30 protein-coding genes are annotated in these 22,208 nt (G+C 58.3%); 23 read left to right on the top strand and 7 right to left on the bottom strand.

The window, feature by feature from the left end:
• Positions 1-66 precede the first annotated feature (66 nt).
• The gene (locus tag ACPYOI_RS22025) at positions 67-435 is read left to right on the top strand and encodes a DUF6362 family protein (RefSeq protein WP_481423364.1); all 369 of its coding nucleotides are present in this window, start codon (positions 67-69) and stop codon (positions 433-435) included.
• Positions 436-1,691: 1,256 nt separating this feature from the next.
• Here ACPYOI_RS22025 and ACPYOI_RS22020 read toward each other — a convergent pair.
• Positions 1,692-1,907 (bottom strand): hypothetical protein, encoded by a 216-nt coding sequence (locus tag ACPYOI_RS22020; protein ID WP_481417549.1) that lies wholly within the window; start codon positions 1,905-1,907, stop codon positions 1,692-1,694.
• Positions 1,908-2,036: 129 nt separating this feature from the next.
• Between ACPYOI_RS22020 and ACPYOI_RS22015 the strand changes: the two genes are divergently transcribed.
• On the top strand, positions 2,037-2,390 hold the full coding sequence (locus ACPYOI_RS22015) for a DUF3307 domain-containing protein (protein WP_481417548.1): 354 nt from the start codon (positions 2,037-2,039) through the stop codon (positions 2,388-2,390).
• Positions 2,391-2,453: 63 nt separating this feature from the next.
• Here the strand turns inward: ACPYOI_RS22015 and ACPYOI_RS22010 are convergent, their stop codons facing one another.
• The 3 genes from ACPYOI_RS22010 to ACPYOI_RS22000 all read right to left on the bottom strand — a co-directional run bounded on the left by ACPYOI_RS22010 (position 2,454) and on the right by ACPYOI_RS22000 (position 3,817).
• Positions 2,454-2,723, bottom strand: a complete 270-nt coding sequence (locus ACPYOI_RS22010; RefSeq protein ID WP_481417547.1) for a hypothetical protein — start codon at positions 2,721-2,723, stop codon at positions 2,454-2,456.
• A gap of 67 nt (positions 2,724-2,790) precedes the next feature.
• A complete protein-coding gene (locus tag ACPYOI_RS22005; protein WP_481423363.1) occupies positions 2,791-3,372 on the bottom strand; it encodes a hypothetical protein in 582 nt (193 codons plus the stop codon).
• A 184-nt stretch (positions 3,373-3,556) separates the two neighbouring features.
• Positions 3,557-3,817 carry a hypothetical protein gene (locus ACPYOI_RS22000; RefSeq protein ID WP_481417545.1) on the bottom strand — a complete coding sequence of 87 codons (261 nt, stop codon included), beginning with the start codon at positions 3,815-3,817 and terminating at the stop codon, positions 3,557-3,559.
• 64 nt (positions 3,818-3,881) lie between these two features.
• On the opposite strand from ACPYOI_RS22000, the gene ACPYOI_RS21995 reads away from it, so the two are divergent.
• Positions 3,882-4,253: an HNH endonuclease gene (locus tag ACPYOI_RS21995; protein WP_481417544.1), complete on the top strand. Its 372-nt coding sequence runs from the start codon at positions 3,882-3,884 to the stop codon at positions 4,251-4,253.
• Here the strand turns inward: ACPYOI_RS21995 and ACPYOI_RS21990 are convergent.
• A complete protein-coding gene (locus tag ACPYOI_RS21990; RefSeq protein WP_481423362.1) occupies positions 4,210-4,629 on the bottom strand; it encodes a hypothetical protein in 420 nt (139 codons plus the stop codon). The two genes, ACPYOI_RS21995 and ACPYOI_RS21990, sit on opposite strands and share 44 nt — an antisense overlap.
• 198 nt (positions 4,630-4,827) lie before the next feature.
• On the opposite strand from ACPYOI_RS21990, the gene ACPYOI_RS21985 reads away from it, so the two are divergent.
• From ACPYOI_RS21985 to ACPYOI_RS21905, 17 genes are read left to right on the top strand one after another with little or no spacing between them, the layout of a single operon-like run.
• Positions 4,828-5,259 carry a hypothetical protein gene (locus ACPYOI_RS21985; RefSeq protein ID WP_481423361.1) on the top strand — a complete coding sequence of 144 codons (432 nt, stop codon included), beginning with the start codon at positions 4,828-4,830 and terminating at the stop codon, positions 5,257-5,259.
• Complete coding sequence (locus tag ACPYOI_RS21980; RefSeq protein WP_481417541.1) at positions 5,259-6,977, top strand: terminase large subunit; 1,719 nt, start codon at positions 5,259-5,261, stop codon at positions 6,975-6,977. The genes ACPYOI_RS21985 and ACPYOI_RS21980 overlap by 1 nt, the downstream gene beginning before the upstream one ends.
• A 10-nt stretch (positions 6,978-6,987) precedes the next feature.
• Complete coding sequence (locus tag ACPYOI_RS21975) at positions 6,988-8,940, top strand: phage major capsid protein (RefSeq protein ID WP_481417540.1); 1,953 nt, start codon at positions 6,988-6,990, stop codon at positions 8,938-8,940.
• A 53-nt stretch (positions 8,941-8,993) separates the two neighbouring features.
• On the top strand, positions 8,994-9,317 hold the full coding sequence (locus ACPYOI_RS21970) for a hypothetical protein (protein ID WP_481417539.1): 324 nt from the start codon (positions 8,994-8,996) through the stop codon (positions 9,315-9,317).
• Positions 9,317-10,669, top strand: coding sequence for a phage portal protein (locus ACPYOI_RS21965; protein WP_481417538.1), 1,353 nt, complete (start codon positions 9,317-9,319; stop codon positions 10,667-10,669). The genes ACPYOI_RS21970 and ACPYOI_RS21965 overlap by 1 nt, the downstream gene beginning before the upstream one ends.
• A gap of 40 nt (positions 10,670-10,709) precedes the next feature.
• Positions 10,710-11,546 (top strand): hypothetical protein, encoded by an 837-nt coding sequence (locus ACPYOI_RS21960; protein ID WP_481423360.1) that lies wholly within the window; start codon positions 10,710-10,712, stop codon positions 11,544-11,546.
• Position 11,547: 1 nt separating this feature from the next.
• Complete coding sequence (locus ACPYOI_RS21955; RefSeq protein ID WP_481417536.1) at positions 11,548-11,862, top strand: head-tail connector protein; 315 nt, start codon at positions 11,548-11,550, stop codon at positions 11,860-11,862.
• A gap of 12 nt (positions 11,863-11,874) precedes the next feature.
• Positions 11,875-12,051 (top strand): hypothetical protein, encoded by a 177-nt coding sequence (locus ACPYOI_RS21950; RefSeq protein ID WP_481417535.1) that lies wholly within the window; start codon positions 11,875-11,877, stop codon positions 12,049-12,051.
• Positions 12,038-12,388: a phage head closure protein gene (locus ACPYOI_RS21945; protein WP_481417534.1), complete on the top strand. Its 351-nt coding sequence runs from the start codon at positions 12,038-12,040 to the stop codon at positions 12,386-12,388. The genes ACPYOI_RS21950 and ACPYOI_RS21945 overlap by 14 nt, the downstream gene beginning before the upstream one ends.
• Positions 12,388-12,807, top strand: a complete 420-nt coding sequence (locus ACPYOI_RS21940; RefSeq protein ID WP_481417533.1) for an HK97-gp10 family putative phage morphogenesis protein — start codon at positions 12,388-12,390, stop codon at positions 12,805-12,807. Before ACPYOI_RS21945 ends, ACPYOI_RS21940 begins: the two co-directional genes overlap by 1 nt.
• Positions 12,808-12,809: 2 nt before the next feature.
• Positions 12,810-13,244 (top strand): DUF3168 domain-containing protein, encoded by a 435-nt coding sequence (locus tag ACPYOI_RS21935; RefSeq protein WP_481417532.1) that lies wholly within the window; start codon positions 12,810-12,812, stop codon positions 13,242-13,244.
• On the top strand, positions 13,237-13,689 hold the full coding sequence (locus ACPYOI_RS21930) for a phage tail tube protein (RefSeq protein WP_481417531.1): 453 nt from the start codon (positions 13,237-13,239) through the stop codon (positions 13,687-13,689). The genes ACPYOI_RS21935 and ACPYOI_RS21930 overlap by 8 nt, the downstream gene beginning before the upstream one ends.
• A gap of 5 nt (positions 13,690-13,694) precedes the next feature.
• Entirely contained in the window at positions 13,695-14,108 is a 414-nt protein-coding gene (locus ACPYOI_RS21925) for a gene transfer agent family protein (RefSeq protein WP_481417530.1), read from the top strand.
• Between the two features lie 2 nt (positions 14,109-14,110).
• The gene (locus tag ACPYOI_RS21920; RefSeq protein ID WP_481417529.1) at positions 14,111-14,266 is read left to right on the top strand and encodes a hypothetical protein; all 156 of its coding nucleotides are present in this window, start codon (positions 14,111-14,113) and stop codon (positions 14,264-14,266) included.
• Positions 14,266-16,203, top strand: a complete 1,938-nt coding sequence (locus tag ACPYOI_RS21915) for a phage tail length tape measure family protein (protein ID WP_481417528.1) — start codon at positions 14,266-14,268, stop codon at positions 16,201-16,203. The genes ACPYOI_RS21920 and ACPYOI_RS21915 overlap by 1 nt, the downstream gene beginning before the upstream one ends.
• Complete coding sequence (locus ACPYOI_RS21910; protein ID WP_481417527.1) at positions 16,200-16,817, top strand: hypothetical protein; 618 nt, start codon at positions 16,200-16,202, stop codon at positions 16,815-16,817. Before ACPYOI_RS21915 ends, ACPYOI_RS21910 begins: the two co-directional genes overlap by 4 nt.
• On the top strand, positions 16,818-17,462 hold the full coding sequence (locus ACPYOI_RS21905) for a DUF2163 domain-containing protein (RefSeq protein ID WP_481417526.1): 645 nt from the start codon (positions 16,818-16,820) through the stop codon (positions 17,460-17,462).
• Here the strand turns inward: ACPYOI_RS21905 and ACPYOI_RS21900 are convergent, their stop codons facing one another.
• The gene (locus tag ACPYOI_RS21900) at positions 17,463-17,747 is read right to left on the bottom strand and encodes a hypothetical protein (protein ID WP_481417525.1); all 285 of its coding nucleotides are present in this window, start codon (positions 17,745-17,747) and stop codon (positions 17,463-17,465) included.
• Positions 17,748-17,842: 95 nt separating this feature from the next.
• Positions 17,843-18,070: a hypothetical protein gene (locus tag ACPYOI_RS21895; protein ID WP_481417524.1), complete on the bottom strand. Its 228-nt coding sequence runs from the start codon at positions 18,068-18,070 to the stop codon at positions 17,843-17,845.
• Positions 18,071-18,115: 45 nt separating this feature from the next.
• On the opposite strand from ACPYOI_RS21895, the gene ACPYOI_RS21890 reads away from it, so the two are divergent.
• From ACPYOI_RS21890 to ACPYOI_RS21880, 3 genes are read left to right on the top strand one after another with little or no spacing between them, the layout of a single operon-like run.
• Entirely contained in the window at positions 18,116-18,523 is a 408-nt protein-coding gene (locus ACPYOI_RS21890; protein WP_481417523.1) for a DUF6950 family protein, read from the top strand.
• On the top strand, positions 18,523-20,925 hold the full coding sequence (locus ACPYOI_RS21885) for a phage tail protein (protein ID WP_481417522.1): 2,403 nt from the start codon (positions 18,523-18,525) through the stop codon (positions 20,923-20,925). Before ACPYOI_RS21890 ends, ACPYOI_RS21885 begins: the two co-directional genes overlap by 1 nt.
• Before the next feature lies 1 nt (position 20,926).
• Complete coding sequence (locus tag ACPYOI_RS21880; RefSeq protein WP_481423359.1) at positions 20,927-22,180, top strand: hypothetical protein; 1,254 nt, start codon at positions 20,927-20,929, stop codon at positions 22,178-22,180.
• Positions 22,181-22,208: the final 28 nt, after the last annotated feature.

Here is a 22,208-nt window from a genome sequence, read left to right as displayed (position 1 = left end):
ACGAGGAGCACGCTGAAGGCTCAGCCGGAACGACGGTCGGCGCCAAGGGTCGTCAGCAGCTGCCGAGTGCCAAGAGCAGAAGTCGAACGCCGCATTCTCACCGCCATGAAGACGCTGAGGGCTCTGCCTGATCGAAATTACTTCATTCAGCGGTCCTCCTCGCCTGATTATGTCCAGGAAACCGTGACCGCTTATGGTGCGGCGGAGGATATCGCGCCACGCTTTCAGCCGACGCCAGCCGATGTCTCGGATTGCCTCACTGCTTTGTCGTGGGTGCGGCATCTCGAAAAGAACGAATGGCGTTTGATCTGGTGGCGTTCGTTCGAAATGTCGTTTGGTCTCATCGGGAAGTACATCGGTCGAAGCGATGAGACCGCACGCAAACGGTACGAAAACGCTATCACCGATACGTGGTCGGCGGCGAATTCACTATAAAGCTCGCCTCTGCTAGTGATTTCGCTTGGCAAAATTGGCATTATCTGTCATATCTTAGCGTAAGATTAGGTGATTTGCGGGGCTGCTTCGGCGGCCCCTTCGCTTTCCGGCCGTCATACCTGAAAGACTTTCACCTGGCGAATCAGTGGGTGATAAGCCGGAGCATCGCTGATTTCAGAAGGGCTCGCGTTCAAGATTCTAGCCGAAGTTTGTACGCTTGCGTCAACCTCGGTCCACTCTCTCGGCCATGGTTTCTTGTCGAGTTTGACAATAGCGTCAAGATTCCCGAACCCTAACTTCCAGCCGTTGCAATCACGCATTCGAATGCGAGTAGGTTCGAGGGCAATGGATAAGAGATTTCCATTCCTGTTAAGTTGGGGCGTACGAAGCAAATGGGAGCATCAATGGGCGCTGAATCGAAGATGCAACGCTGAAGGAGGCTACCGTAAGCTCCCAAGCGAGATTGCCGACCTTCAGCTGTATCGGCTGCATCAGCGCGCCAGATCAAGGATAGCATGAACTTTTTCAGAAGTTTAGGCTTCGGATTGGGTATCGAATAATCCACGCTTTGTGCTGGATGCTTGATCGCGGCTCGGACGAAGTCGACGCCATACGTATCCGCTGGTCCGAGGCTACGCTCATGCTCTTTACAGAGTAGCTTGTAACTCCAGCGACCATTCTGGAATGTTCTGATCCGTGGATCGCCCATTCTTCCAGATACGAGATGTTTGTCATCTTGCTTCAAATCCAACGCGAGAGCCCGGGGCAGGATGTGGGATTTGACGGTAGGCGAAACGCCGCAGATTAAACAGCGCGGCACATTGACTAATTGCTTCAAGACTAATTGGGTCCATGCCAGCCACCCCTCATCGGGGCAGCGTTGTGTTCAAAATCAATTAAAGCTTGCACGGAAAGTCAGGCATGTCGAGAGGCAGTAGGCGCGAGGGAACCGGCGTGAAGCGCTCGGCCCTTCCTGCGCTCCACCAGGAGAAGGTATCACGATGGTCCTGATACCGTCCGGAGCGTGCTTGGATGGTATTGCCATGATGGCAACACCTTCTAGCAACCGCACCAATTCGAGCATGCGCCCAAGACGATTCGTTCTCGGCTACCCTCAAGGCGGTAGCTGCCCAATCCAAGGCAATGCCTCAACGATATCGGGAGGCGGTGCGACCCGCCCTGAACGCGGCGGTGGAAGAATGCGGCATAAAAGGCTGAATTCCGGCTCCCCGCAAAGAAGCCGGAGATCTTAAGGGCTATTCGCTTTGAATGAACATGATGCGCAGCAGTCCTACAATGCCGGCTGCGTTTCCGTGATCGGATGTCTGGAGCATGCTGACGATGTCGCGCAGCATCTGAGCAAGATCCTCTTCCTCAAGCACACGCTTTTCCAGGAGCTTGTTGATCAACGCCTGCGTTAGAGCCAGGTTTGTTTCGATCATGACGTTAGGGTCTACATTCTGCGCAGCCATTGTGTATCCTTTGAATTGTCTACCCCTGCGGGCTTACGCGTCTTAGTCGCGAATACAAAGCGCTAAACGATCTGTGCCCACCAATCACAGCCCGTCACCACCCGGTGGCGGGTTTTCTTTGGAGAGATCATGGAAAGCTTCCTGACCTTGGCTTTTATGCTGTTGGCCGTTCACTGGCTGCTCGACTACCCACTGCAAGGTGACTTCCTCTCCAAGGCCAAACAATCAGGCCCGCTGCGCGTTTATCATCTGATCGCACATTCCGGCATTCAAGGCGCCGGCGTAGGGCTGGTCACCGGCAATGTGTGGATTGGGTTGGCGGAATGGCTGGCTCACACGATCATCGACGAGGCAAAGGTGCGGCGCATGACGACGTTCGCCCAGGATCAGGCCTCACACATCGCTTGCAAGATTGTCTGGCTGCTCTGCCTCGTTCTACTCGCCGCGCTATCGCATGGTCCATTGTCACCGTTCTGGCAGTAGTGCTCTTTACCGCCGCAGCGCTCCCCGCGTGGTGGCCTGGATGACGTAATACAGCGGGCGCGGTCAATCCGGGATATCGGGCTCATCCCCCCAGATCGCGCTCCCGACACTATTTGCAGTAGCGGAGCCAGCTTTATTTGCCGATGCGAACGGCGAGCTGATCGTCGCGGTGTCTGTAGACCGATAGACAAGCCGATTACCAACGATGGTGCCGACGTATCGCCCGTCTGTCCCATATACCCTGCTGCCCTTGATCCGCCCGACTACTTTACCCGAACGACCGTAGATCTTGTCGCCTGACACCTGGAGCGGCTTACCGTTTTTCGTATACATTTCCGTCTCTCAACGTTGATCCACGCCAGACTTCAAAAAGAGCCAGGCATCAGTTGCGTTTGGCTTCCTATTGGATACGTGGAGGCATCGTTATGAACGAGTCATACGTCCACCACGCCCCGATGCCAAAGGCGACGAACGCTCCAATCCCCGCGAGGATCACGAAGATGTTAACGACCTTTCCGGCTTTCACCGCCTTCGGTCCACCGGCGTAGAGCCATTGGTTAAGGTACGTTCCACCAGACACCATGCCGCCGAGGAGGGTTCCCAGTACAAAAGGTAACAGGCATGACGCATAGGTTGGGATAAATGGCGATTTGATCGCCGCCAAGTGGCCGATGAAGGCAAGCAACGCAACTGAAGCGCCGCCGTTTATGGTGACCATAGTTCGGATCGCATTCTGGCCCGCCACGATGACGGACTTAAACATCTCGATTTCGTTGTTGTAATTGTGTTTTGCGGCCTCGAGATGAGCGCTGAGATCAGCCTTGTAGCGTTCAAGCTCCGCCAATGACGGTTCTGCTGATGGGGCGTCCTGAACATTCGAGAGATAATTGATAAGGTTGTCTACGAAGATTGCGGCGGTGCCTTGCTGCTTTATTGCTTCAATCTCTGCCTTCATCTGTGCTGCGAATTGCTTAGCGTTCATGTTTGATCCTGCGTCGGTTGTATTTGCAGGAAAGCGCTCAACCATCCTGAGTCGCAAGTGCAACTCAGCAACATCTTTGCGCCTGCGCTGATTGCATTAACGCTTTGCACATTGTTCGACTTATTCACAGGCAGCAAGGCCGCGTGGTCGAATATATGGGAGAGAGGGTACTCGCCGATCCGGGTTAGGTGCCCTGCTTCATGCCGGCAGCTTTGGAGCGAAGCCGCTCCAGGATGCCCATCCAACCGAGGTATTGCTGGCGCTCCTGAACGTTCGTCAGTTGGAGTTCATCGGCTATTTCGTCGACGCTGGCGTGCGGGTCAACCACATGCCCGGTAACTGGCAGTCCATGGATCCTGCCTTTTAAGGTGCCATCGCCTAGCAGTGTTACTTGAACGAGTTCATATGGGCTGCCGGAGATTCCAGCAAACTCTCTCGGTATCATCCTTGCCATTCCACACCTTAACCCACGCCACTCCTGAAAAACGGAAGAAATCAGAGCATGCCCGATGCCTAAGCTCAAGACGCTGCGTCCCCTGGTCGCTACCATCAAGCCTATGGTCGGCAGGATACCAGGCGAGAAGGCACGAGACCAGCACAGACGTCAAACGCAGCCCTGGCGCGCCTGGTACAATACCCCACGCTGGGAACGACTGAGGCGGCAGGCCTTCGAGCGAGACCTCTACACCTGCCAGCGAAGCGGAGAGCTATGCTCGGGCATAGGCAACGATCAGAACGCGCCAGTGGCGAACCACAGGATCCCCCATCACGGCGATCCGGCTCTCTTCTGGGACATCAACAACATCGAGACCGTGACGAAACGTATTCACGACAGCGTCATACAGGCTGAGGAACGGAGGGCTCACGGTGAGTGGCGATAGTGAGCTTCAGCTGTGCAAGTTCAACTGATGTAGATCCCAGTTCCTCTTGAAGAGAGGCTAGTTTTATGGCCGTGTCTGCCATGTAGGCAGTCGTCGTTTTCTTGTGTTCACGCAGATCGTTCAGATCCTCGTCAACCTGCCCCTCCTTGGCTTTCTTCGCCAAAGTCTTCTTCGAGTCAGAATACATCTCCCACAAGGAGATCAGGAAGTTCGCGATAATGCCGATCCCTGCAATGATTTCAGCCAAACCCACCGCGGTGCCAGAGGCGCTGGCTGAGTATATTTTACAGACGATCGCCCCAAGGGCGAAGTTAATAGCGAGGAGCTTCGCAGCTTTGAAGCCGTCAAAGTTAAGAAGGGGGTTCGTCGATTTCATTGTGTGGGCCTCCGATAGAGTTGGGGCTCTGTAGCAACGACATCTAAACCATTCGTTCGCGGGGAAGGTTAATCGTTCACCTTTCACAACCATCGGGGGGGTATGAGCGGCCAAAAGCGGCCTCTTTCTCCGGACCCGCGTCCCCCTCATCTACATATTTTTTTCTCTCAGATCGAAATTTTCGGCAGGAAGGCTGAAATGACCGAAAAACCGAAGCGCTCTCCAAAGGGAGGGCGTCCGTCATATCGTCCATCTCTTGAGGACCGCCAGACGGTCGAGGAGATGAAATTCGTAGGCGAGAGCGATAACACCATTGCCCGTGCGCTGGGCATCGATCCTGACACGCTGCGCAAGCATTTTCCGAATGAGTTGGCAGACGGCCACGCCCAACGACGGAAGGAAGTCATTGGCCTCCTGTTCAAGTCCGCCAGGGACGGGAATGTGGCTGCTCAGAAGAAGCTCGAGGAGATGGGCAGGGCATCGGGTGCGGCCGACGCCATCAAGGCTCGCGAGACGAAGGCGAAAGAGCCGAAGCGCGGGAAGAAGGAAGAGCAAAAGATCGCTGCGCAGAACGTTGGTGGCAAATTCGCTCCTCCAAGCCCGCCCAAGCTGGTGGTCGATAATCGCTGATGCAGTGGTCCACAGCATGCGTTGATTGGCGTGAGCGCATCGTCAATCGTCAGTCTCTGATCCCGATCGCGCCGCTCTTCCCCGACGAGGCGGAAGCGGCGTTGGAGGTGTTCAAGTCTCTGCAGGTGGTCGACCTCGCCCAAGTGTACGACCCCGAGACCGAGACGACGCGACACCCGACCTTCGGCGAGGTCTGCGAGGAGTTCGTCTTCGACTTCGTGCGGGCAGTCTTCGGCGCCTATGATGCCAAGAACGCGACGCGGCTGATCGAGGAGTTCTTTCTCCTCATCAGCAAGAAAAACGGCAAGTCGACGATCGTCGCCGGGATCATGCTCACGGCGCTGATCCGCAACTGGCGGCACTCGGCGGAGCTGCTGATCCTGGCGCCGACACGCGAAGTCGCAGACAATTCGTTCAAGCCGGCCGCCGACATGGTGCGCGCGGATCCCGAGCTGCTCGACCTGCTGCACGTCCAGGACAACCTGAAGCAGATCACGCATCGCATCACCATGGCGGTGCTGAAAGTCGTATCGGCGGACTCGTCGACGTCGGCAGGCAAGAAGGCGGCTTTCGTCCTGGTCGAGGAGCTTTGGCTGCTCGGCAAGAAGGCGAACGCCAATGCGATGCTGCAGGAGGCCACAGGCGGCCTTATTTCGCGGCCTGAGGGCTTCGTGATCTACATTTCGACCCAATCGGACACTCAGCCGGCCGGCGTCTTCAAGGAGAAGCTGGATTACTTCCGTGGGGTGCGCGACGGCGAGATCGACGACCCGCGCAGTCTGCCGGTCCTCTATGAGTTCCCGGAGGAGATGATCAAGTCGAAGGCGTATCTGAAGCCTGAAAACTTCTACGTCACGAACCCAAACATCGGGAAGTCGGTCCGCAAGGAGTGGCTAGAACGTAAGCTTGCTGCCGTCATCAGCGGTCAGGACGAGGAAGGGGACACGATCCAGACCTTCCTTGCCAAACATCTCAATGTAGAGATCGGCATGAACCTCCGCGCCAACAGGTGGCCGGGCGCTGATCTCTGGGGCGGTCGTGGCGATCCGAAGATCACGCTCGAGTACCTGCTGGCGAACTGCGACGTCATCGTGCCCGGTCTGGACGGCGGCGGCCTCGATGACTTGTTCGGCCTATGTGTCGTCGGCAGGCACAAGCGGAGGCGGGAATGGCTCGCCTGGTCGCATGCCTGGTGCCATGAGGGCGTCTTACGGCGGCGCAAGTCGATCGCGTCGAAACTTCAGGACTTGGCCGATGCCGAAGAACTGACGATCGTCGACGACGAGCTCGAAGACATCTCGGAGATCGTCGAGATCATCGGCAGGATCAAAGATGCCGGATTGCTGGCATGTGTCGCCGTTGACCCGGCCGGCCTGGGCGAAATGGTCGAAGCTCTCGATGAAATCGGCGTCACCCAGGAAGAGGGACTGCTCATCGGCGTGCCGCAGGGCTACCAGCTGATGAACGCGATCAAGACCGCAGAGCGGAAGCTCGCCAACGGCACGCTACGCCACTCCGGCAGCGGCCTGATGGACTGGTGCGTCTCGAACCTGAAGATTGAGCCGACGGCAACCGCCATCCGGGCGACGAAGCAGAATGCCGGTGATGCCAAGATTGACCCGGTCATGGCGCTCTTCAACGCCGTGACGGTGATGAGCCGCAACCCCGAACCGAAGCGCAAGCCGCAATTCCAGATGCTGGTCGTCGGCGGTCGATAAGGAAGCACACATGAACAGGATGTATTCGGTCCTGACGGTGAAAGCCGTCGAGGAGGAGCAGCGCATTATCCGCGGCGTGGCCACGACACCCAATCCGGATCGCGTCGGCGACATCGTCGAACCCCTGGGTGTCCAGTTCAAGAACCCGATGCCACTGCTGCATCAACACGATCACGACAAGCCTGTCGGTACCGTCACCTTCGACAAACCCACCAGTGCCGGCATCACCTTCGAAGCCAAGCTGCCGATCATCGAAGAGGCCGGTCCGCTGCGCGATCGCGTCGAGACTGCCTGGGGTGAGATCAAGGCCGGTCTCGTCCGCGCGGTCTCTATCGGTTTCCGGGCTCTGGAATATGCGTGGATGGATGGTGGCGGCGTTCGCTTCATCGCCTCCGAAGTCCTCGAACTCTCTCTCGTCTCTGTGCCGGCCAATGCCGATGCGGTGATATCCACCATCAAGTCGATCGATCGCCCTCTGCTCGCCGCGACTGGCAAGGAGCCGAAGGCGGACGATCGTCCTGCTCGTCCCGGCGCCTCGGGAAAATCCACCAAACCGGTAAATCTCAATCCAAGGAAAGACACAGCTATGAAAACCATTGCTGAACAGATCGCGGCGCTGGAAGCCTCCCGGCAGGCAAAGGCGGCACGCATGGCGGAAGTCATGCAGAAGTCCATCAACGAAGGCCGCTCGACCGACCAGGCCGAGCAGGAAGAATTCGACACGCTTGAGCAGGAAGTCGAGCAGATCGATGGCGACCTGAAACGCCTCCGCGCGCTTGAGAAGGCGCAGGCATTCACCGCGAAGCCGGTAGGCCAGATCAAGACCGCCGATGCTGGCACTGCCACTCGCCTGGGCGCCCCTGTCGTCATCAAGGGCGACAAAGATGAGGCCTTCGAAGGCCAGAACTACACCCGCATGGTGATCGCCAAGACCCTGGCGCGCATCTCCGACGTGTCGGCCGTGGGTATCGCTCACAAACGCTGGGGCGTTTCGAACCCGCAGCTCGTCGAGACCATCAAGGCAGCTGTTGCGGGTGGTGGTACGGACTCCGGCGAGTGGGGCGCGGAGCTCGTGCACATCGACCGCTATACCGGCGACTTCATCGAATACCTCTACAGCCGTACCGTGTTCGACAAGCTGCCGCTGCGCGAAGTGCCGGCCAACGTCAACATCGCCGGCCAGGACGGCGCGGCGACCGGCTATTGGGTCGGCCAGTCCAAGTCCATTCCCGTCAGCAAGGCTGACTTCATGGACGTGAACCTGACCCCGCTCAAGGTTGCCGCTCTGGCCGTGGTTTCGAAGGAACTGCTTCGAGACTCTTCACCATCGGCTGAAAAGCTGGTTCGCGATGCTCTGGTCGAGGCCTCGGCGCAGCGTGTCGACCAGACCTTCCTCGGCACTGCTGCGGCGTCTGCAGGCGTGTCTCCTGCCGGTATCCTCAACGGTCTCACGGCCGGTACCAGTGCCGGTACGGATATCGAGGGCGTCATCGCGGACGTGAAGGCGCTCTATGCGGGCTTCATTGCGGCGAACAATGCCGATGGTCTCCAGTTCGTCACCACACAGTCCTTGGCGAAGTCGCTGGGGCTCATTCAGAACGTGATGGGCAACTTCGCATTCCCCGGCCTATCGGCCAACGGCGGCGCGCTCCTTGGCGATACGCTGGTTGCCGGCGGCAACGTCGGTGCGGGAGACTTCATCCTGCTCAAGCCGTCCGACATCTACAAGATCGGCGATCGCGGCGTTGAGGTTTCCCTCTCCACCGAGGCTGCGATCCAGATGGACAGCTCACCGGATGGCGCCAGCGACACGCCGGTAGCGAATGCCAGCGTCGTGTCGATGTTCCAGACGGACTCCGTTGCCATCAAGGTCGTACGTCCGCTGAACTTCGCAAAGCGCCGTGCTTCTGCGGTGGCCTACATCGGCGATGCCGATTACGGCACTCCTGTCGTCACCCCCTAATGCGAATAGGGTGGGGCTTCGGCCCCGCCTTTCTCACTTGAATGGAGGGTTCGATGGACCTGATTGCTACCCGCCGCATGACCTATGGAACACGCCGCCTTTTGCCGGGTGACAAGTTCACTGCATCGAATGCCAATGCCCGCGTGCTGATCGCGGTCAAGAAGGCGAAGGCCACACCAACTGGCTTCGAGGCCCAAGGCACGGCACATGATCCAGATGCCGGAGCTCACGAGCGAGTGGGCCGAGACAGCGCGCCAGGCGACGCATTGGCTGATCTCCGCAAGGAATATCAGGGCGTTTTTGGCAAGCGGCCGTTCAACGGTTGGAACGCCGAAACTCTTCAGACTAAAATCGCAGAGGCAAAGGACGCGAACTGATGCGCCTTTTCGGGTTCAATATCTCCCGCGTAAAGACCGCTCAGAAGGCGATGTCGTCTGTCCCGCAGAGCGGTCGTGGATGGTGGTCGATCCTCGAAAGCTTTCCCGGCGCGTGGCAGCAGAACGTCGAAATCAAGTTCGATTCCGTTCTCTCCAATCACGCAGACTTCGCCTGTCGCACTCTGATCGCTTCCGATATCGCGAAGCTGCGCATCAAGCTCGTCCAGCGGGACGAGGAGGGTATCTGGTCGGAAGTCACCAATGCCGCATACTCCCCGGTGCTGCGCAAGCCTAACGGTTTCCAGAACCGGATCCAGTTTATGGAGTGCTGGGTTCTCTCGAAGCTCCAGCGTGGCAATACCTACGTTCTGAAACAGCGGGACAATCGCGGCGTCGTCACCAGGCTTTACGTGCTCGACCCAAATCTCGTTACGCCGCTCGTGTCTGACAGCGGCGACGTTTTCTACCAGCTGAACACCGACACGCTCACAGGCGTTACGGAGAGCATCGTTGTTCCGGCTCGGGAAATCATTCACGACCGGTTCAACTGTTTCTATCACCCGCTGGTCGGCCTATCGCCGATCTTTGCAGGCGGCCTCGCTGCCATGCAGGGCCTTGCGATCCAGAATGACAGTGCATCCTTCTTCCAGAATGGCGCGCGTCCTGGTGGCGTCCTCACGGCGCCTGGCGCGATCGAGGATGAAACCGCCAAGCGGATCAAGGACTATTGGGACACCAACTTCTCGGGCGACAACTCGGGCAAGGTGGCCGTGCTCGGCGACGGCCTGAAGTATGAGGCTATGAGGGCCAAGTCCACAGATAGCCAACTGATCGAGCAACTGAAATGGACGGCCGAGGTCGTCTGTTCGACCTATCACGTCCCTCCCTACAAGATCGGCGTCGGCGCTATGCCGACCTTCAACAACATCCAGAGCCTGAACGTCGAATACTATTCGCAGTGCCTTCAGGTGCTGATCGAGGCGATCGAGCTTTGCCTCGATGAGGGGCTGGAGATGAAAGAGGGGGTCGGTACCGAGCTCGATACCGACAATCTCCTGCGCATGGACAGCGTCACGCAGATGGAAGTCCTCGACAAGTCGAAGGGTATCATGACGCCGAACGAGCAGCGCAAGAAGCTCGACCTGAAGCCGAAGAATGGCGGTGACAGCCCAATGCTTCAGCAGCAGAATTTCAGTCTGGAGGCGCTCGCCAAGCGTGATGCGCAGGCTGACCCCTTCGGCACCACACCAGCCCCGGGCCCGGCGCCAGCGCAAGCCGAACCTGCTAACGACAACGCGACTGAGGCAGAGGCACGCGCCGCCTTGGTGGAAATTCTCAAAGGACTTCGCTGATGACATTCGCGGTAAGGCCTTCGGCGCTGAGATCGTCAGCGTGGTCAAGGGGTATCTGGCCACGGAGCTAGCACCAATCGCTGCTCGCATTGATGCTCTGGAAAAGCGAGTTGACGCTATCCCGGCACCGATCGACCTTTCCTCAGAACTTGCGGCCGTGAAGACCGCTGTCGAGGCGATCGTGATCCCGGAAATTCCGGACATCCCGCCCGCGCCAGTTCTTCCAGACATAGCGGCGATGGTCAGCGAGGCCGTGGGTGAGGCGGTGGCAGCCATTCCGGTTCCACAGGACGGCAAGAGCGTGACGATCGACGACGTTGCGCCTCTTATCGCCTCCGAAGTCGAGAAGCGCGTCGGTGAGCTTCCTCGGGCGAAAGACGGCGGTGATGGTGTTGACGGAAATGACGGCGTTGGCCTGGCTGGCGCCCTTATAGATCGGGACGGCAACCTCGTTCTGACGATGACGAACGGCGAGACGAGGAACCTTGGCCTCGTCGTCGGCAATGATGGAGAACCGGGGAAACCCGGGCGAGATGGCTTCCAGCTCGAAGACTTCGACGCCTCTGTCATGGATGATGGCCGCACGGTGCTCCTGTCCTTCACGGGCAAGAAGATGGATTACAGGGTCGAGCTCGGCTTCCCCGTCATGCTCTACCGCGGCGTCTTCAAGGACGGCCAGCCTTACGAGCGAGGCGACACCGTCACCTGGGCTGGCTCACTTTGGCACTGCGACGAGAACACGTCCGAAAAGCCTGGTGACGGCTCGAAGGACTGGACGCTCTGCGCCAAGAAAGGCCGCGACGGGAAGAACGGCGAGGTAAAGGAAGCCAAGCAGTTCCAGCCGCTCACCGTTGGCGTCCCGGCGAAGGGGAAGTGACATGGCCCTCGTGACCGTCGAACAAGTCAATCTCGCGCTGCGCCTCTCCCTCGCCGATGGCGATGAGCGGATCCCGGATATCGAACTCAAGATCAAGCAGGCCGAAGACGCGGTCATCGATTACCTCAAAAATCCGGATCACGGCTGGGATGAGACTACTGTTCCGGGCCGTGTCTCCGCTGCGATCATGCTCCTCGTGCAGAGCCTGCTCGACGAGGCGAACACCGGCGGCCTTCTGCCCGGGCTTGGCTCCGGTGATCCCAAAAACCCCGTGGCGGCGCTGCTCTATCGCCTCCGGGATCCTGCAATTGCCTGAAGGAGACCACCTATGGCGCGTGTCCGCTTTACGCATGACTTCGACTACAAGCCGACTTCGCAATCGACCGTCGGCTACAAAGCCGGCATGGAAATGACCGTCAAGCGCAACTGCGCTGATCAGGCGATTGCGGCCGGCAAGGCAGTCGAAATTCCATCCCCAGGAAAGCCCGCCGATGGCGCCGATTAAGCCGACTGCCGGCGAGCTGCAGCACCGCGTTGCCTTCGATGAGCGGACGACCATTGACGATGGATATGGCAACACCGAAGGCTCTTTCGAGGAGCGATTCAAGGTATGGGCCGCATTCCGGCCCCGCGGCGGCTCAGAGGCTGTTGTCGCCGCACGGTTGGAAGGTCGCAATCTGCTTGGCATCTATCTGCGTTCCACGTCGCAGACACGGCAGATCAAAGCCGACTGGCGAATGAGGGACGTTCGGACCGGGGACACCTACGCCATCAAGATTGTTGATGCCATGTCCGATCGTTACTGGGTCTATATCGAGGCACAAACGGGAGTTGCCGCCTGATGAAGGTGAAAGCAAAGTTCCTTAGCCGCGAGAAGACGATGAGCCTTCTGAACGGCATCGTCCCGGACGCTGAGAAGGAGCTAGCGAAGGCTCAGATGGACGGCGCAAAATCCTTGGCCAACAAGATCAAGCCCCGCGCGCCTCGAAACACTGGAGAGTATGCGGCCAGCATTCAGGCAGACAAGCTGGCTAATCGACCGCGGGAGCGATCGGTGGGCAGCAAAGGCTTGAACAACGAGACGAAAGATCCGAACGCGACCGGCGTATTCGCTGACTGTATCTGGCGCTTCCTCGAGTTCGGAACCGTCCACATTACGAAGCGCCCGCATATTTTCCCGACCTATCGCCAGGAGCGCCCGAAAATCCGCCGCAAGATGGCGGCTGCTGTGCGCAAGGCTGTGAAGAAGGCCAAGGGCTAGCAATGGCTTCACCATCACTGGAGTTGCAGGGCGCCATTGCGGCGCGCCTAAAGGCATCGGCTGGCCTGACGGCACTCGTCAACGGTCGGATCTATGATGCCGTACCGACCGATAAGACTTTCCCCTACGTCACAATCGGGGAGGGCGACGAAACCAGCGATGACGTCGACTGCGTGGACGGATTTGAAATCTCTCTCGATATCGATGTCTGGTCGCGAGCCACCGGCTTTCCGGAAGCCAAGCGCATCAGCGATGAGATCCGTAAGGCCCTCAAGTCACCAGACCTGACGCTACCGACGAATGCCCTCGTGTATTTCAAACACAGGCAGACACGCTTCTTTCGTGATCCGGATGGGCTGACAAGCCACGCAGTCGGGACGTTTGAAGCCTTCGCAGAACAACCGACCATCGCCATAACAGGAGATCCCCATGGCTGAACCGACAACTATCCGAGGCGGAAAGGTCCAAGTGCTACTCGCCGTCGATCCCACTGCCACCCCCATTGTCTACGCCGCTCCTTGCGGGTTCAATCAGAGAACCGTTACCCTTAACAAGGGCTTGGAAGGAATCAATATTCCGGACTGCGCAAATCCCGACGACGTTAACTGGGTGGGCCGCGACGCGACGTCCCTTTCCATGAGCGTTTCCGGCGAAGGCGTGCTGGCCGCCGAAAGCGTCGAGACATGGCTTGATGCCTTCGACAGCGTCGAGAGCATTCCGGCCAAGATCGAGTGGCAGTTCCCCGCAACAACCATCACGTGGACCGGCAAGCTCCATATCGAGAACTTCGAGGCTGGCGCTCAGGACGGCCGTCGCGTCACCGGCAATGTTTCGCTGCAGAGCGACGGCAAGATGACCCGCGTCACCACACCGGCAGGGTGACGCCGATGAGCAGGGACGGCTCTTGCGAGCTCGCATTCAACGGGAAGCGGACGTTCTTCAAGCTCACCTGGCGCGAGTTGATGAAAATCCAGGAGGCATGCGACGCCGGCCCTTACGTCGTGCTCGATCGACTGCTTAGCGGCCGGTGGCGGCTTCAGGATATCGCCGAGGTCATCAGGTGGGGTCTGATCGGCGGCGGCATGTCGCAGGCTCAGGCAATCGATCTTGTCATTGCTGAAGTCGAGGGCAGGCGGCCGATGGAAAACCTGGTCGTCGCTCAGATGGTCCTTGGCGCCGGCGTGGTCGGCGCTCCGGAGGAAGATGTCGGAAAAAAATCGGCGGCGGCAAATCAAGGAAAGCGGAAGCCCCGCTCCCGAACGGAAAGTTCCGATTTGCCGCCATCATCGCCAACGGAATAACGATGGGCCTATCGCCTCAAGAGGTGATGGGCCTGTCGATTTTTGAATATCTGGCCGCCCTCGACGGCTTCATCGAGAACAATGATCCGGACAGTCACAAGAAGCTGAGTGAGTCCGAAAAGGACGATCTTTGGAAATACATCGAGGGTGATGGCTAATGGCGACCGACAACGAGCAGCTGGTGCTCAGCATCAGCGCCGACACTCGACAGATACAGCGCCAGCTTAAGTCTCTGGTCGGGCAGACGCAGGCCAATACGAAGGCCATCGAGGATGCATTCAAGGGCATCGATGCCGCTTCTACTGGCGCCTTTAGCCGCGTTGCCGCCAATAGCAACAAGGCATTCACCACGGCCGAGCAAGGCGCCAAGCGTTACCAGGGCGCAATGCGAGCCTCGACTGTCCAGACGGGGAACCTTGCCGCTCAGCTGAACGACATAAGCGTTCAGTTGGCTGGCGGGCAGTCCCCGTTCTTGATTGCCCTGCAGCAGGGAACGCAGATCACGCAGGCGCTGGGCAGCGGCGTTGGTGTCCGCGGCGCAGTCGCTGGCGTTGCCGGGGCGTTCACGTCTCTGCTTAACCCGGTGTCACTCGCAACGATCGCCATTATCGCGCTCGGCGGCGAAGCCATCCAGTATTTCACGACGCTGCTGTCCGACGGCGAGAAATCCGAGGAGACGCTTCAGAAGCAGGCGCAACTGATCCAGCAGGTTGCCAAGCAATGGGGCGACGCGGTCCCGGCTCTTCGTGACTACGCAGATCAGCTTGAGCGTGCAAAAAACGTTGCGGAATTACAGCAAGCAACGGGACTCGCGCAAGCCGACCTGTATGCCAAGATCGGTACGGAACTTACCGCGTTTACTGATGAGTACAGCCAATACACAACGATTTTGCAGGCGGCATCGAACGCTACGGGTGAATCGCGAACAGTCCTTTCTGATCTTGGGTCGGCGTATGCTGCGCTGGAAACAAAGGTGAAGAATGGAAAGGCGACGATAGAAGATTTTAAGGATGTGCAGGACGCCGCGACGAAAGCAGCCGCAACATCCGGCTTTGAGGAAGTTGGCACCTTTTCATCTGCGTTTTCCGATTTAACAGCGCGTATCCTTGGATCGCTTGACGCACTGAAGCAATTTAATAGCCAATCCGGCCCGGCGATCGCGACGAAATTCCCGAGTCAAGGTGCATATGCCGGCGTTGATCGGAGCGCGGACGGTCCTATTCGGGGCGAAGACTTCAGCCTACCAGAACATGGTCCTACGCCAGAGAGCAGGCCACTCATAGAGTTGGAGGGCCTTCCCTCAACTAGGGGAGGAGGCAGTCGCCGAGACTCCGCCGCAGAAAAGGCCAAGCGCGAAAAACAGGCGGTCGTTGATCTGATCGACGCACTGCAGTTCGAGCAAAGTCAGATCGGCGCCACAGACGCCGAGCGAGCCAAAGCAAATGCTCTCCGTCAGGCTGGCTCCGCTGCGACGGACGAGCAAAAGGCTAAGATTGCCGCACTGGTCGAGACAACCTACGCAGAGCGTGACGCCCTGAAGGCCAGCCAAGACGCCATGAAGGAACTGCAGGATGTCGGGCGAGACGTTCTACAGGGCATCGTCTCCGACCTTCGGGATGGCAAGAAGGGCGCGGACATTCTTGCTGGCGCCTTGGGCAAGATCGCTGACAAGCTGGTGAATTCCGCTTTTGACGACCTCTTCGGCGGTTCAGGCGGAGGCAGCGGCATCTTGGGCTCGCTGTTCGGCGGCCTTTTTGGTGGTGGCCAGCTCGGCCTAGCGAAAGCCGGCGGCATCGGTCTGTACGCTAACGGGACTGACTCCGCGCCAGGCGGTCTGGCCATTGTCGGCGAACGCGGCCCGGAACTGGTCAACCTCCCCAATGGCGCGCAGGTCATTCCTAACCATCGGATATCCAATATATCCAAGGCCGGCAACAACTCCCCCTCCATCACTTTCGCACCCGTCATAGACGCCCGCGGCGCAGACAGCGCGGCTGTAGCCCGTCTTGAGCAGGTCATGGCGAAGCAACAGGCGGAGTTCTCGGCCAAGGTCATCGACACCGTTAAGAACGGGCAGCGCAGGAGAATTCTGTGACAATCACGTTTCCACGCGAACTGCCGGATGTCGGCTATGTGACCGCGGACTTCCTTGTGCGTGACTCGGTGAAGGCGTCGCCATCAGGCGCGCGCCTCATCAACTATACGCAGGTAGAGGACCCAGTCTGGGAGGCCAGCCTGACGACGCGGCCCCTGGTCTATTCCGACTATGCCATTGTCGAGGCGTGGTGGCTGTCGCTGCGTGAAGGCTTGCGCACGGTGCTGTTTCGCCACCCGTACGTTTGCTATCCGGCTGCCCATGGCGGCAGCCAGACGCCGGCGGACGATGCTGGCAATCTCGTCTCTGTCACCGACGGCAATGTCCTATCGGTAAACGGCGCGGATGCCGGCCTAGTGCTGACACCCGGTGATCGCATCGGACTCGAAAATGCGGGGCGCTACTACGTTGGCCGCATCACAGAAGTCTCCGGATCGGGAACGACGCGCACTCTCGCGGTCGAGCCGCCACCGTTTGATGCCATTACACAGGCGGGCGCCGTAGTTCGCTTCGCCAAGCCGGCGCTCATCATGCGGCCAGTGCCTGGAAGCTTCCAGGCGCCGCGTTCTGGCCGGTTCTATACGGTCTCATTTCAGTTGAGGGAGAGCCAATAAATGGCCCTGTCCGACGACGTCAAAGACCTCTATGACGAGGGCAGGATTTCCACGCGGCAGATGGTGCGTGTGCAGCTGGGTTCCGGCATCTATGGCTTCATCGCCCGCCGCGAACCGCTGAATTACGCCGGCGTCACGTATCAGCCATTCGGCTTGCTTGAGGTCTCGGACGTCGGCGGCGGAACCGGCACGGCTGCCGATGGCGGATTCACGCTGACGCTCGCCGAAAGTCCGTCTGCTGGTTTGACGCCGGAAATCCTAACGCAGATCGAGACCGAGGATTACCGTGACCGGCCAGTGGTCGTGTATGACGCTCACTTCCATCCAGACACCAGCGAACTGCTGCAAGTGGAGCCTGTCGCGCGCGGCTATCTCGACGTCATCGAGCACAACGCAGACGACGAGCGCGGCTATTACCTCACGGCGCGCTGCGAAGGCCGCCAGCTAGACTATTCCCGCGTGAATGGGCGCAAGCGCACAGTTGCCGATCAGCAGAGGCGCGATCCAGGCGACCGGTTTTTCGAGCACGCAGCCACGGCTGGCCGTGTCGATGTGAACTGGGGCAGGGCAGTCGGATCCGCGGTCAATACCGCGAAGAGCGCAGCCGCAGGTGCTGCTCGCGCGATAGGGTTTAAGGGACTCTAGCTACTGCGGCCTGAAGGCCAGCGTTGCCGACAGCCACGTTGGCAAGAATAGGTCGAGAGCGTAGAAGTCTTCTAGATAGCTCAAGCCCAATTGTTCGAATTCGCGCTGCAGGTCCATGGACGCCTCGCCACCTTTGAGCGGTCCATAAACGGCAATGTAGTCGTCCTCTCCAGTGAGCTCCAATAAGCAGGTGAGTTGCCGAAACCCTTCGAAATCGACCGCTTTGTCGGCTAACGCGGCTTTCCGGACGACAATACAAAAGCCGCTGTGCGATATTCTGTGCATTGCTAATCCCCTTGCCCCCGACAACCTGCGGCACGGGATGTGTTTTTCAAGGCATGGTACGGAACCGGACTCAGGTGCTGCCCGAGCAGTTGGGCTCACGGGGATTTCAATACTGCTTCGATTGCCTCGGAGAGATTGTCGAAGCGGCGAAGAATGTCGCGGTACTCTTCTTCTAGCCGCCAAAGCAATCTGAGTTCCCTTTGATCGGGCTCCGGTGCCATAGCCCGGATGACGATGTCACTCTGTATGTCTGACAGCCGTTCTTGGTAATCCCTCACGGCTTCCACAATCCGTTCTTTGTGCTTCGACAAGACTGAATTCATTTCATCAAGCCCTCGTTGGGCGGAACTTAGGACTACGTGCCCCACATGACTAGACTTCCCGGCTGGGAGAAACGCCTCAACGCGGTTGTGGCGAAGCACCAGGCATTGCCTTCGGAATACGGCGTCTCGGATTGCTATCTCATTCCTGACGACGGCGTCGAAGCAGTGACCGGCGAAACGACGCACGGTGCGGCGGCGCGCAGATACACGACGCCAGCTGGTGCCGGAAAGCAGTTGCGCAAGAAGGGTTTCGAAACCGTGCGTGACGCGCTCGCCGCGAAGTTCCCCGAAATCCCCGTATGTCTCGCGCAACGCGGCGATATAGGAGTGATCGAGCGCGACGGCATTGTCTGCGGCGGTCTTTTCACCTCGATCGGCTTCATGACGCGCAACACTGGCGCCGTGCAGTTCCTGCCTGTCACCGAAGTCACCACCGCATTCAAGGTTGACTGATGCCCTTTCTAGCTCCTGTCGTTTCAGCCGTTGGCGCCTTCTTTGGCTCGCTCGGCATCATTGGCAAGATTGTCGTCGGCATTGGCCTCAACCTGCTCGTCAGCAAACTGACGCAGAAAAAGGAAAAGAGACCGCCGGGCGGCACACAGTTCGAGCGTGACTATGGCGAGAACGTCAGCCGCAAGGTTGTCTGCGGCCTCGTCGGCATCGCTGGCCACGACTGCTATATCAACACATACGGCAGTTCGAACAAAAGCCTCGAGCAGATCTATGCCTTCTCCGATTTTCCGTGCGACGGACTTTCGAAGATTTGGGCTGGTGGCAAGCAGCTGTCCTTGAGCGTCACATCGTCTGACGCCGTGAAGACTGCCTATTCCGTGGCAAGTGGCGACTACGCCGGGCTGATGTCCTTCGCCTTCTACAACGGCACGCAGACGGCTGCGGATGCGGGGTTGGTCTCACATTCCAATCCGCTGGGACGTTGGACGACGGACCATATCGGTACTGGCATCTGCTACATTATCGTGCGGATGACCTACGACCAGGAGAAGTTGAACAGTTTCCCCGATTTCTTCTTCGAGCTCCGCGGTGCGCGCCTCTACGACCCGCGCAAAGATGACACCGTCGGGGGCGTCGGCGATCACCGTTGGGACGACTACTCGACCTACGAGTTTTCCGAAAATCCGATCGTGCAGGAGTACAATTACCGGCGCGGCTTCTCGATCAACGATAACGTGTTCTGCGGCATGGAGATGGACGCGTCCGATCTTCCGCTCGACCGCTATTTCACCGCCATGAACATCTGCGATGAGATTGTCGAGGGCGAGGCGCGCTACCGTTGCTCGATTGTTTTCGATTGCGATGTCGAGCACGGCGACAACATCGAATCCGTCATGGTGTCCTGCGGCGGCATCGTCATTGACAGTGTCGAGGGCTCCTGGCCGCTCATAGGCACGGATCAGCCGATCGTCGAGACATTCACCGATGACGATCTCGTCATTAGCGAGCCGGTGCGCTTTCAGAAGCGCCGCTCCATGGCCGACTTGGTCAATTCCGTTTCCGGAACTTATCCGGAGCCGTCGAACATGTGGTCGCCGGCTGGCTACGACACGCAGACGAATGCAGGCTTTGTGTCGCTGGATCGCCGCACGCGCGACGTCAATCTGGAACTGCCTACCGTTCGTTCGAAACGGCAGGCCAACCAACTCGCCTCGATCTACTTCAACGAGAATCGCTACGAGGCGACCGCTGATATTGTGTTGCGTCCGCGGTTCCAGACCATCAAGGCCGGCGACTGGGTGCAGTGGAACTCGGCTCGTTATGGCAACCGCACCTATATGGTCCAGGCACGATCGATCAAGGCACTGACCAGCGATGGACCGCGCAACGTGTCTCTGTCGCTGCAGGAGCGGGATGGCGCCATCTATGACGCCGTGACCGTCATTCCGCCCGTCATACCGATTCCGAACGATGATCCGATCTATCTCAACGAGCTGCAGGACTTCTCTGTGGCTGCCGTCATTGGCATCGGCGCCGACGGCCGATCCTATCCGGCTTTTCGCGCTTCGTGGTCGCCGATCGACGATGCAACGGTAACCGGCGTCTTGGTCGAGTGGTGGATCAAGACAGATCCGACAAACAAATTTCAGCGGCAGCTAACACCCGACCAGACGATCGCCTTCATCCAGGAGGGCATTCTCAGCCTTACCACCTACCAGTTCCGCAACAGGCTGATTGCCGACCGAACCACCAACTGGAGCACACCCATCGACGTGACGTCGCTGGATGGCGGCAATGCGGATCTTGAAGTCGGTCTCGGCAACCTGAAGCAGGAAGTGAAGGACGTCTTTGCTCAGCTTTACGCCGGGCTGAACCGCAATGAAACCCTGCTCGCGCAGTTGCAGCAAAACCTGCAGGTCACCGGCGGAGTGTCGCAACAGATCGGTCGAACGGTTTCCGTTCAAGGGGCGACTTTCAAGGAACAGATCGTTGTCATCAACTCGAGCATCGCCAATGTAGTCGCACAGACCGAGGAACTGATCGCCCAGTTCGGTGAAAATCTTGCCGATGGCATGGTGGCGTTCCAGGCGGTGGCGTCGCCAGAAGGCGTGACGGCTCGCTTTGCTGTCCTGCTCAAGGGCTCCATCGGCGACACCTTCAAGGAGAGCGGCCTTTTCCTTGACCTGTACACTGATGCCGGCGTCTTGAAATCTCGCGTGGCGTTCAATGTCGACCAGTTCGTAGTGACGGATGGCACGAACACGGCCTTTCCGCTGGTGTTCGAAGGCGGCGTGCTGAAGTTGCAGGTCGCCAACATAGGCACGGTGCTGACCGCCGACATCAATCTCGGTGACGGCAAGGTCCGCATCAACGAAAACGGCATCACAGTGAAGAGCGGCTGATATGGCGATAGTGTGGTTTGTCGGCGTCGACTCTGAAAACGCAGGCTGTGTGAAGATCATGGCGTCGGATCTGTATGACCCGTATCTGACGCCGGACAGTGACTTCTCAAAATTTCTGTTCAACAGCAAATGGGACGCCAACGTCCGGTTCGTCGGCGTTGACCAGCTCAATTTTGCAAACGGTTCGTTTACTTCCTATTTTCCTCCGGGTTCCAACGTCAACAACTTTACTAGAGTCAACATCGGTGACGATTTAGGTCAAGTCTGGTTCTTGTGGAAAAAGGAATTTTTCCAATCTCTAGGCAATCTGGATTACGATCTTCCTGTTTTTGACGTGAAGATAATCAGCAATTCTGGAGTTTATACCTACGGAATCATCCGAAAAAACGAAAACAACAACGGGACTCTATTCTATTCGAACGGTGGCCTTGAGGACGGGTTTTGTACCAATTATTACTGGGGCGGCGGGGCGCCTTTAGGCGATCTTACAATGTCGCATGTTTTGGCGTCCTACGGGGTGTCAGGCCAAAACAGGCGCGTTTCCGTGTGGAATCTCCCGGCGGACGAGACGGATATCCTTGATCCCTCTCTGCCGCCAGTCGCCTGGCAGACACAGGTTGAGATAACGAAAGACTTCTGCCGCGTCTCGAAGCCTGGCTATGCCGTTGAAACGGCCACGCCAAGCCAGCTTGCCTTCGACAGTTCTGCTAGGCCAGCAAAGATCATTGCCTCTGGCGATATCGCCTTGCCTGGCGGGACAACGGTTTTTGATTTCAGCGACCATCTTGAGGGGATCGTCATAAGCGGCCAGCTCGTCGCCGACGTTATCCAGTACAAGGGGTCTACCATCGTCTTCCCGGCGAGTGTCCCGAGTGATGATGACGAATACGGTGCAAGCTATTTCTTCAGCGGAACGACGCTTGTTTTTAGTAACTCGGGGTCGGCTTGTCGCGCTCGATTCCTGATCATCGCTCAAGACAGCGGCCCGCTCACAGTGGGCGATAATGATGTCTGGCGTGAGTTCAACGACGGTACGCGAGACGTCGTGCAATTCCTTCGGCCTGGCGCTGCCAACCCGCCGAATCTTGCTGACGTGATCATTGATAGCCGCTGGCCTTGTCTCCAGATCATCAAGACCGGTGTCTTTAGCATTCCGACCGGAAATAATGAACTTACAGACATCACCTTTAACAGCGCGGGACTTTTCGTAACCGATGTTCCGTCCCCACGTTGTCCTCGCCGTCCTAATCTGTGATCGGCTTTCCATGGACGAGCAGAGGGAG

This window comes from Rhizobium sp. SVR5-2C (assembly GCF_056755115.1).
This window is presented reverse-complemented; position numbering and strand designations above follow the sequence as displayed.

Excerpts from the sequence above, each read along its gene's own strand:
- ACPYOI_RS22020 (WP_481417549.1), bottom strand. The coding sequence starts at position 1,907 with ATGGCTGCGCAGAATGTAGACCCTAACGTCATGATCGAAACAAACCTG.
- ACPYOI_RS22015 (WP_481417548.1), top strand. The coding sequence starts at position 2,037 with ATGGAAAGCTTCCTGACCTTGGCTTTTATGCTGTTGGCCGTTCACTGG.
- ACPYOI_RS22010 (WP_481417547.1), bottom strand. The coding sequence starts at position 2,723 with ATGTATACGAAAAACGGTAAGCCGCTCCAGGTGTCAGGCGACAAGATC.
- ACPYOI_RS22005 (WP_481423363.1), bottom strand. The coding sequence starts at position 3,372 with ATGAACGCTAAGCAATTCGCAGCACAGATGAAGGCAGAGATTGAAGCA.
- ACPYOI_RS22000 (WP_481417545.1), bottom strand. The coding sequence starts at position 3,817 with ATGATACCGAGAGAGTTTGCTGGAATCTCCGGCAGCCCATATGAACTC.
- ACPYOI_RS21995 (WP_481417544.1), top strand. The coding sequence starts at position 3,882 with ATGCCTAAGCTCAAGACGCTGCGTCCCCTGGTCGCTACCATCAAGCCT.
- ACPYOI_RS21990 (WP_481423362.1), bottom strand. The coding sequence starts at position 4,629 with ATGAAATCGACGAACCCCCTTCTTAACTTTGACGGCTTCAAAGCTGCG.
- ACPYOI_RS21985 (WP_481423361.1), top strand. The coding sequence starts at position 4,828 with ATGACCGAAAAACCGAAGCGCTCTCCAAAGGGAGGGCGTCCGTCATAT.
- ACPYOI_RS21980 (WP_481417541.1), top strand. The coding sequence starts at position 5,259 with ATGCAGTGGTCCACAGCATGCGTTGATTGGCGTGAGCGCATCGTCAAT.
- ACPYOI_RS21975 (WP_481417540.1), top strand. The coding sequence starts at position 6,988 with ATGAACAGGATGTATTCGGTCCTGACGGTGAAAGCCGTCGAGGAGGAG.
- ACPYOI_RS21970 (WP_481417539.1), top strand. The coding sequence starts at position 8,994 with ATGGACCTGATTGCTACCCGCCGCATGACCTATGGAACACGCCGCCTT.
- ACPYOI_RS21965 (WP_481417538.1), top strand. The coding sequence starts at position 9,317 with ATGCGCCTTTTCGGGTTCAATATCTCCCGCGTAAAGACCGCTCAGAAG.
- ACPYOI_RS21955 (WP_481417536.1), top strand. The coding sequence starts at position 11,548 with ATGGCCCTCGTGACCGTCGAACAAGTCAATCTCGCGCTGCGCCTCTCC.
- ACPYOI_RS21950 (WP_481417535.1), top strand. The coding sequence starts at position 11,875 with ATGGCGCGTGTCCGCTTTACGCATGACTTCGACTACAAGCCGACTTCG.
- ACPYOI_RS21945 (WP_481417534.1), top strand. The coding sequence starts at position 12,038 with ATGGCGCCGATTAAGCCGACTGCCGGCGAGCTGCAGCACCGCGTTGCC.
- ACPYOI_RS21940 (WP_481417533.1), top strand. The coding sequence starts at position 12,388 with ATGAAGGTGAAAGCAAAGTTCCTTAGCCGCGAGAAGACGATGAGCCTT.
- ACPYOI_RS21935 (WP_481417532.1), top strand. The coding sequence starts at position 12,810 with ATGGCTTCACCATCACTGGAGTTGCAGGGCGCCATTGCGGCGCGCCTA.
- ACPYOI_RS21930 (WP_481417531.1), top strand. The coding sequence starts at position 13,237 with ATGGCTGAACCGACAACTATCCGAGGCGGAAAGGTCCAAGTGCTACTC.
- ACPYOI_RS21925 (WP_481417530.1), top strand. The coding sequence starts at position 13,695 with ATGAGCAGGGACGGCTCTTGCGAGCTCGCATTCAACGGGAAGCGGACG.
- ACPYOI_RS21920 (WP_481417529.1), top strand. The coding sequence starts at position 14,111 with ATGGGCCTATCGCCTCAAGAGGTGATGGGCCTGTCGATTTTTGAATAT.
- ACPYOI_RS21915 (WP_481417528.1), top strand. The coding sequence starts at position 14,266 with ATGGCGACCGACAACGAGCAGCTGGTGCTCAGCATCAGCGCCGACACT.
- ACPYOI_RS21905 (WP_481417526.1), top strand. The coding sequence starts at position 16,818 with ATGGCCCTGTCCGACGACGTCAAAGACCTCTATGACGAGGGCAGGATT.
- ACPYOI_RS21900 (WP_481417525.1), bottom strand. The coding sequence starts at position 17,747 with ATGCACAGAATATCGCACAGCGGCTTTTGTATTGTCGTCCGGAAAGCC.
- ACPYOI_RS21895 (WP_481417524.1), bottom strand. The coding sequence starts at position 18,070 with ATGAATTCAGTCTTGTCGAAGCACAAAGAACGGATTGTGGAAGCCGTG.
- ACPYOI_RS21890 (WP_481417523.1), top strand. The coding sequence starts at position 18,116 with ATGACTAGACTTCCCGGCTGGGAGAAACGCCTCAACGCGGTTGTGGCG.
- ACPYOI_RS21885 (WP_481417522.1), top strand. The coding sequence starts at position 18,523 with ATGCCCTTTCTAGCTCCTGTCGTTTCAGCCGTTGGCGCCTTCTTTGGC.
- ACPYOI_RS21880 (WP_481423359.1), top strand. The coding sequence starts at position 20,927 with ATGGCGATAGTGTGGTTTGTCGGCGTCGACTCTGAAAACGCAGGCTGT.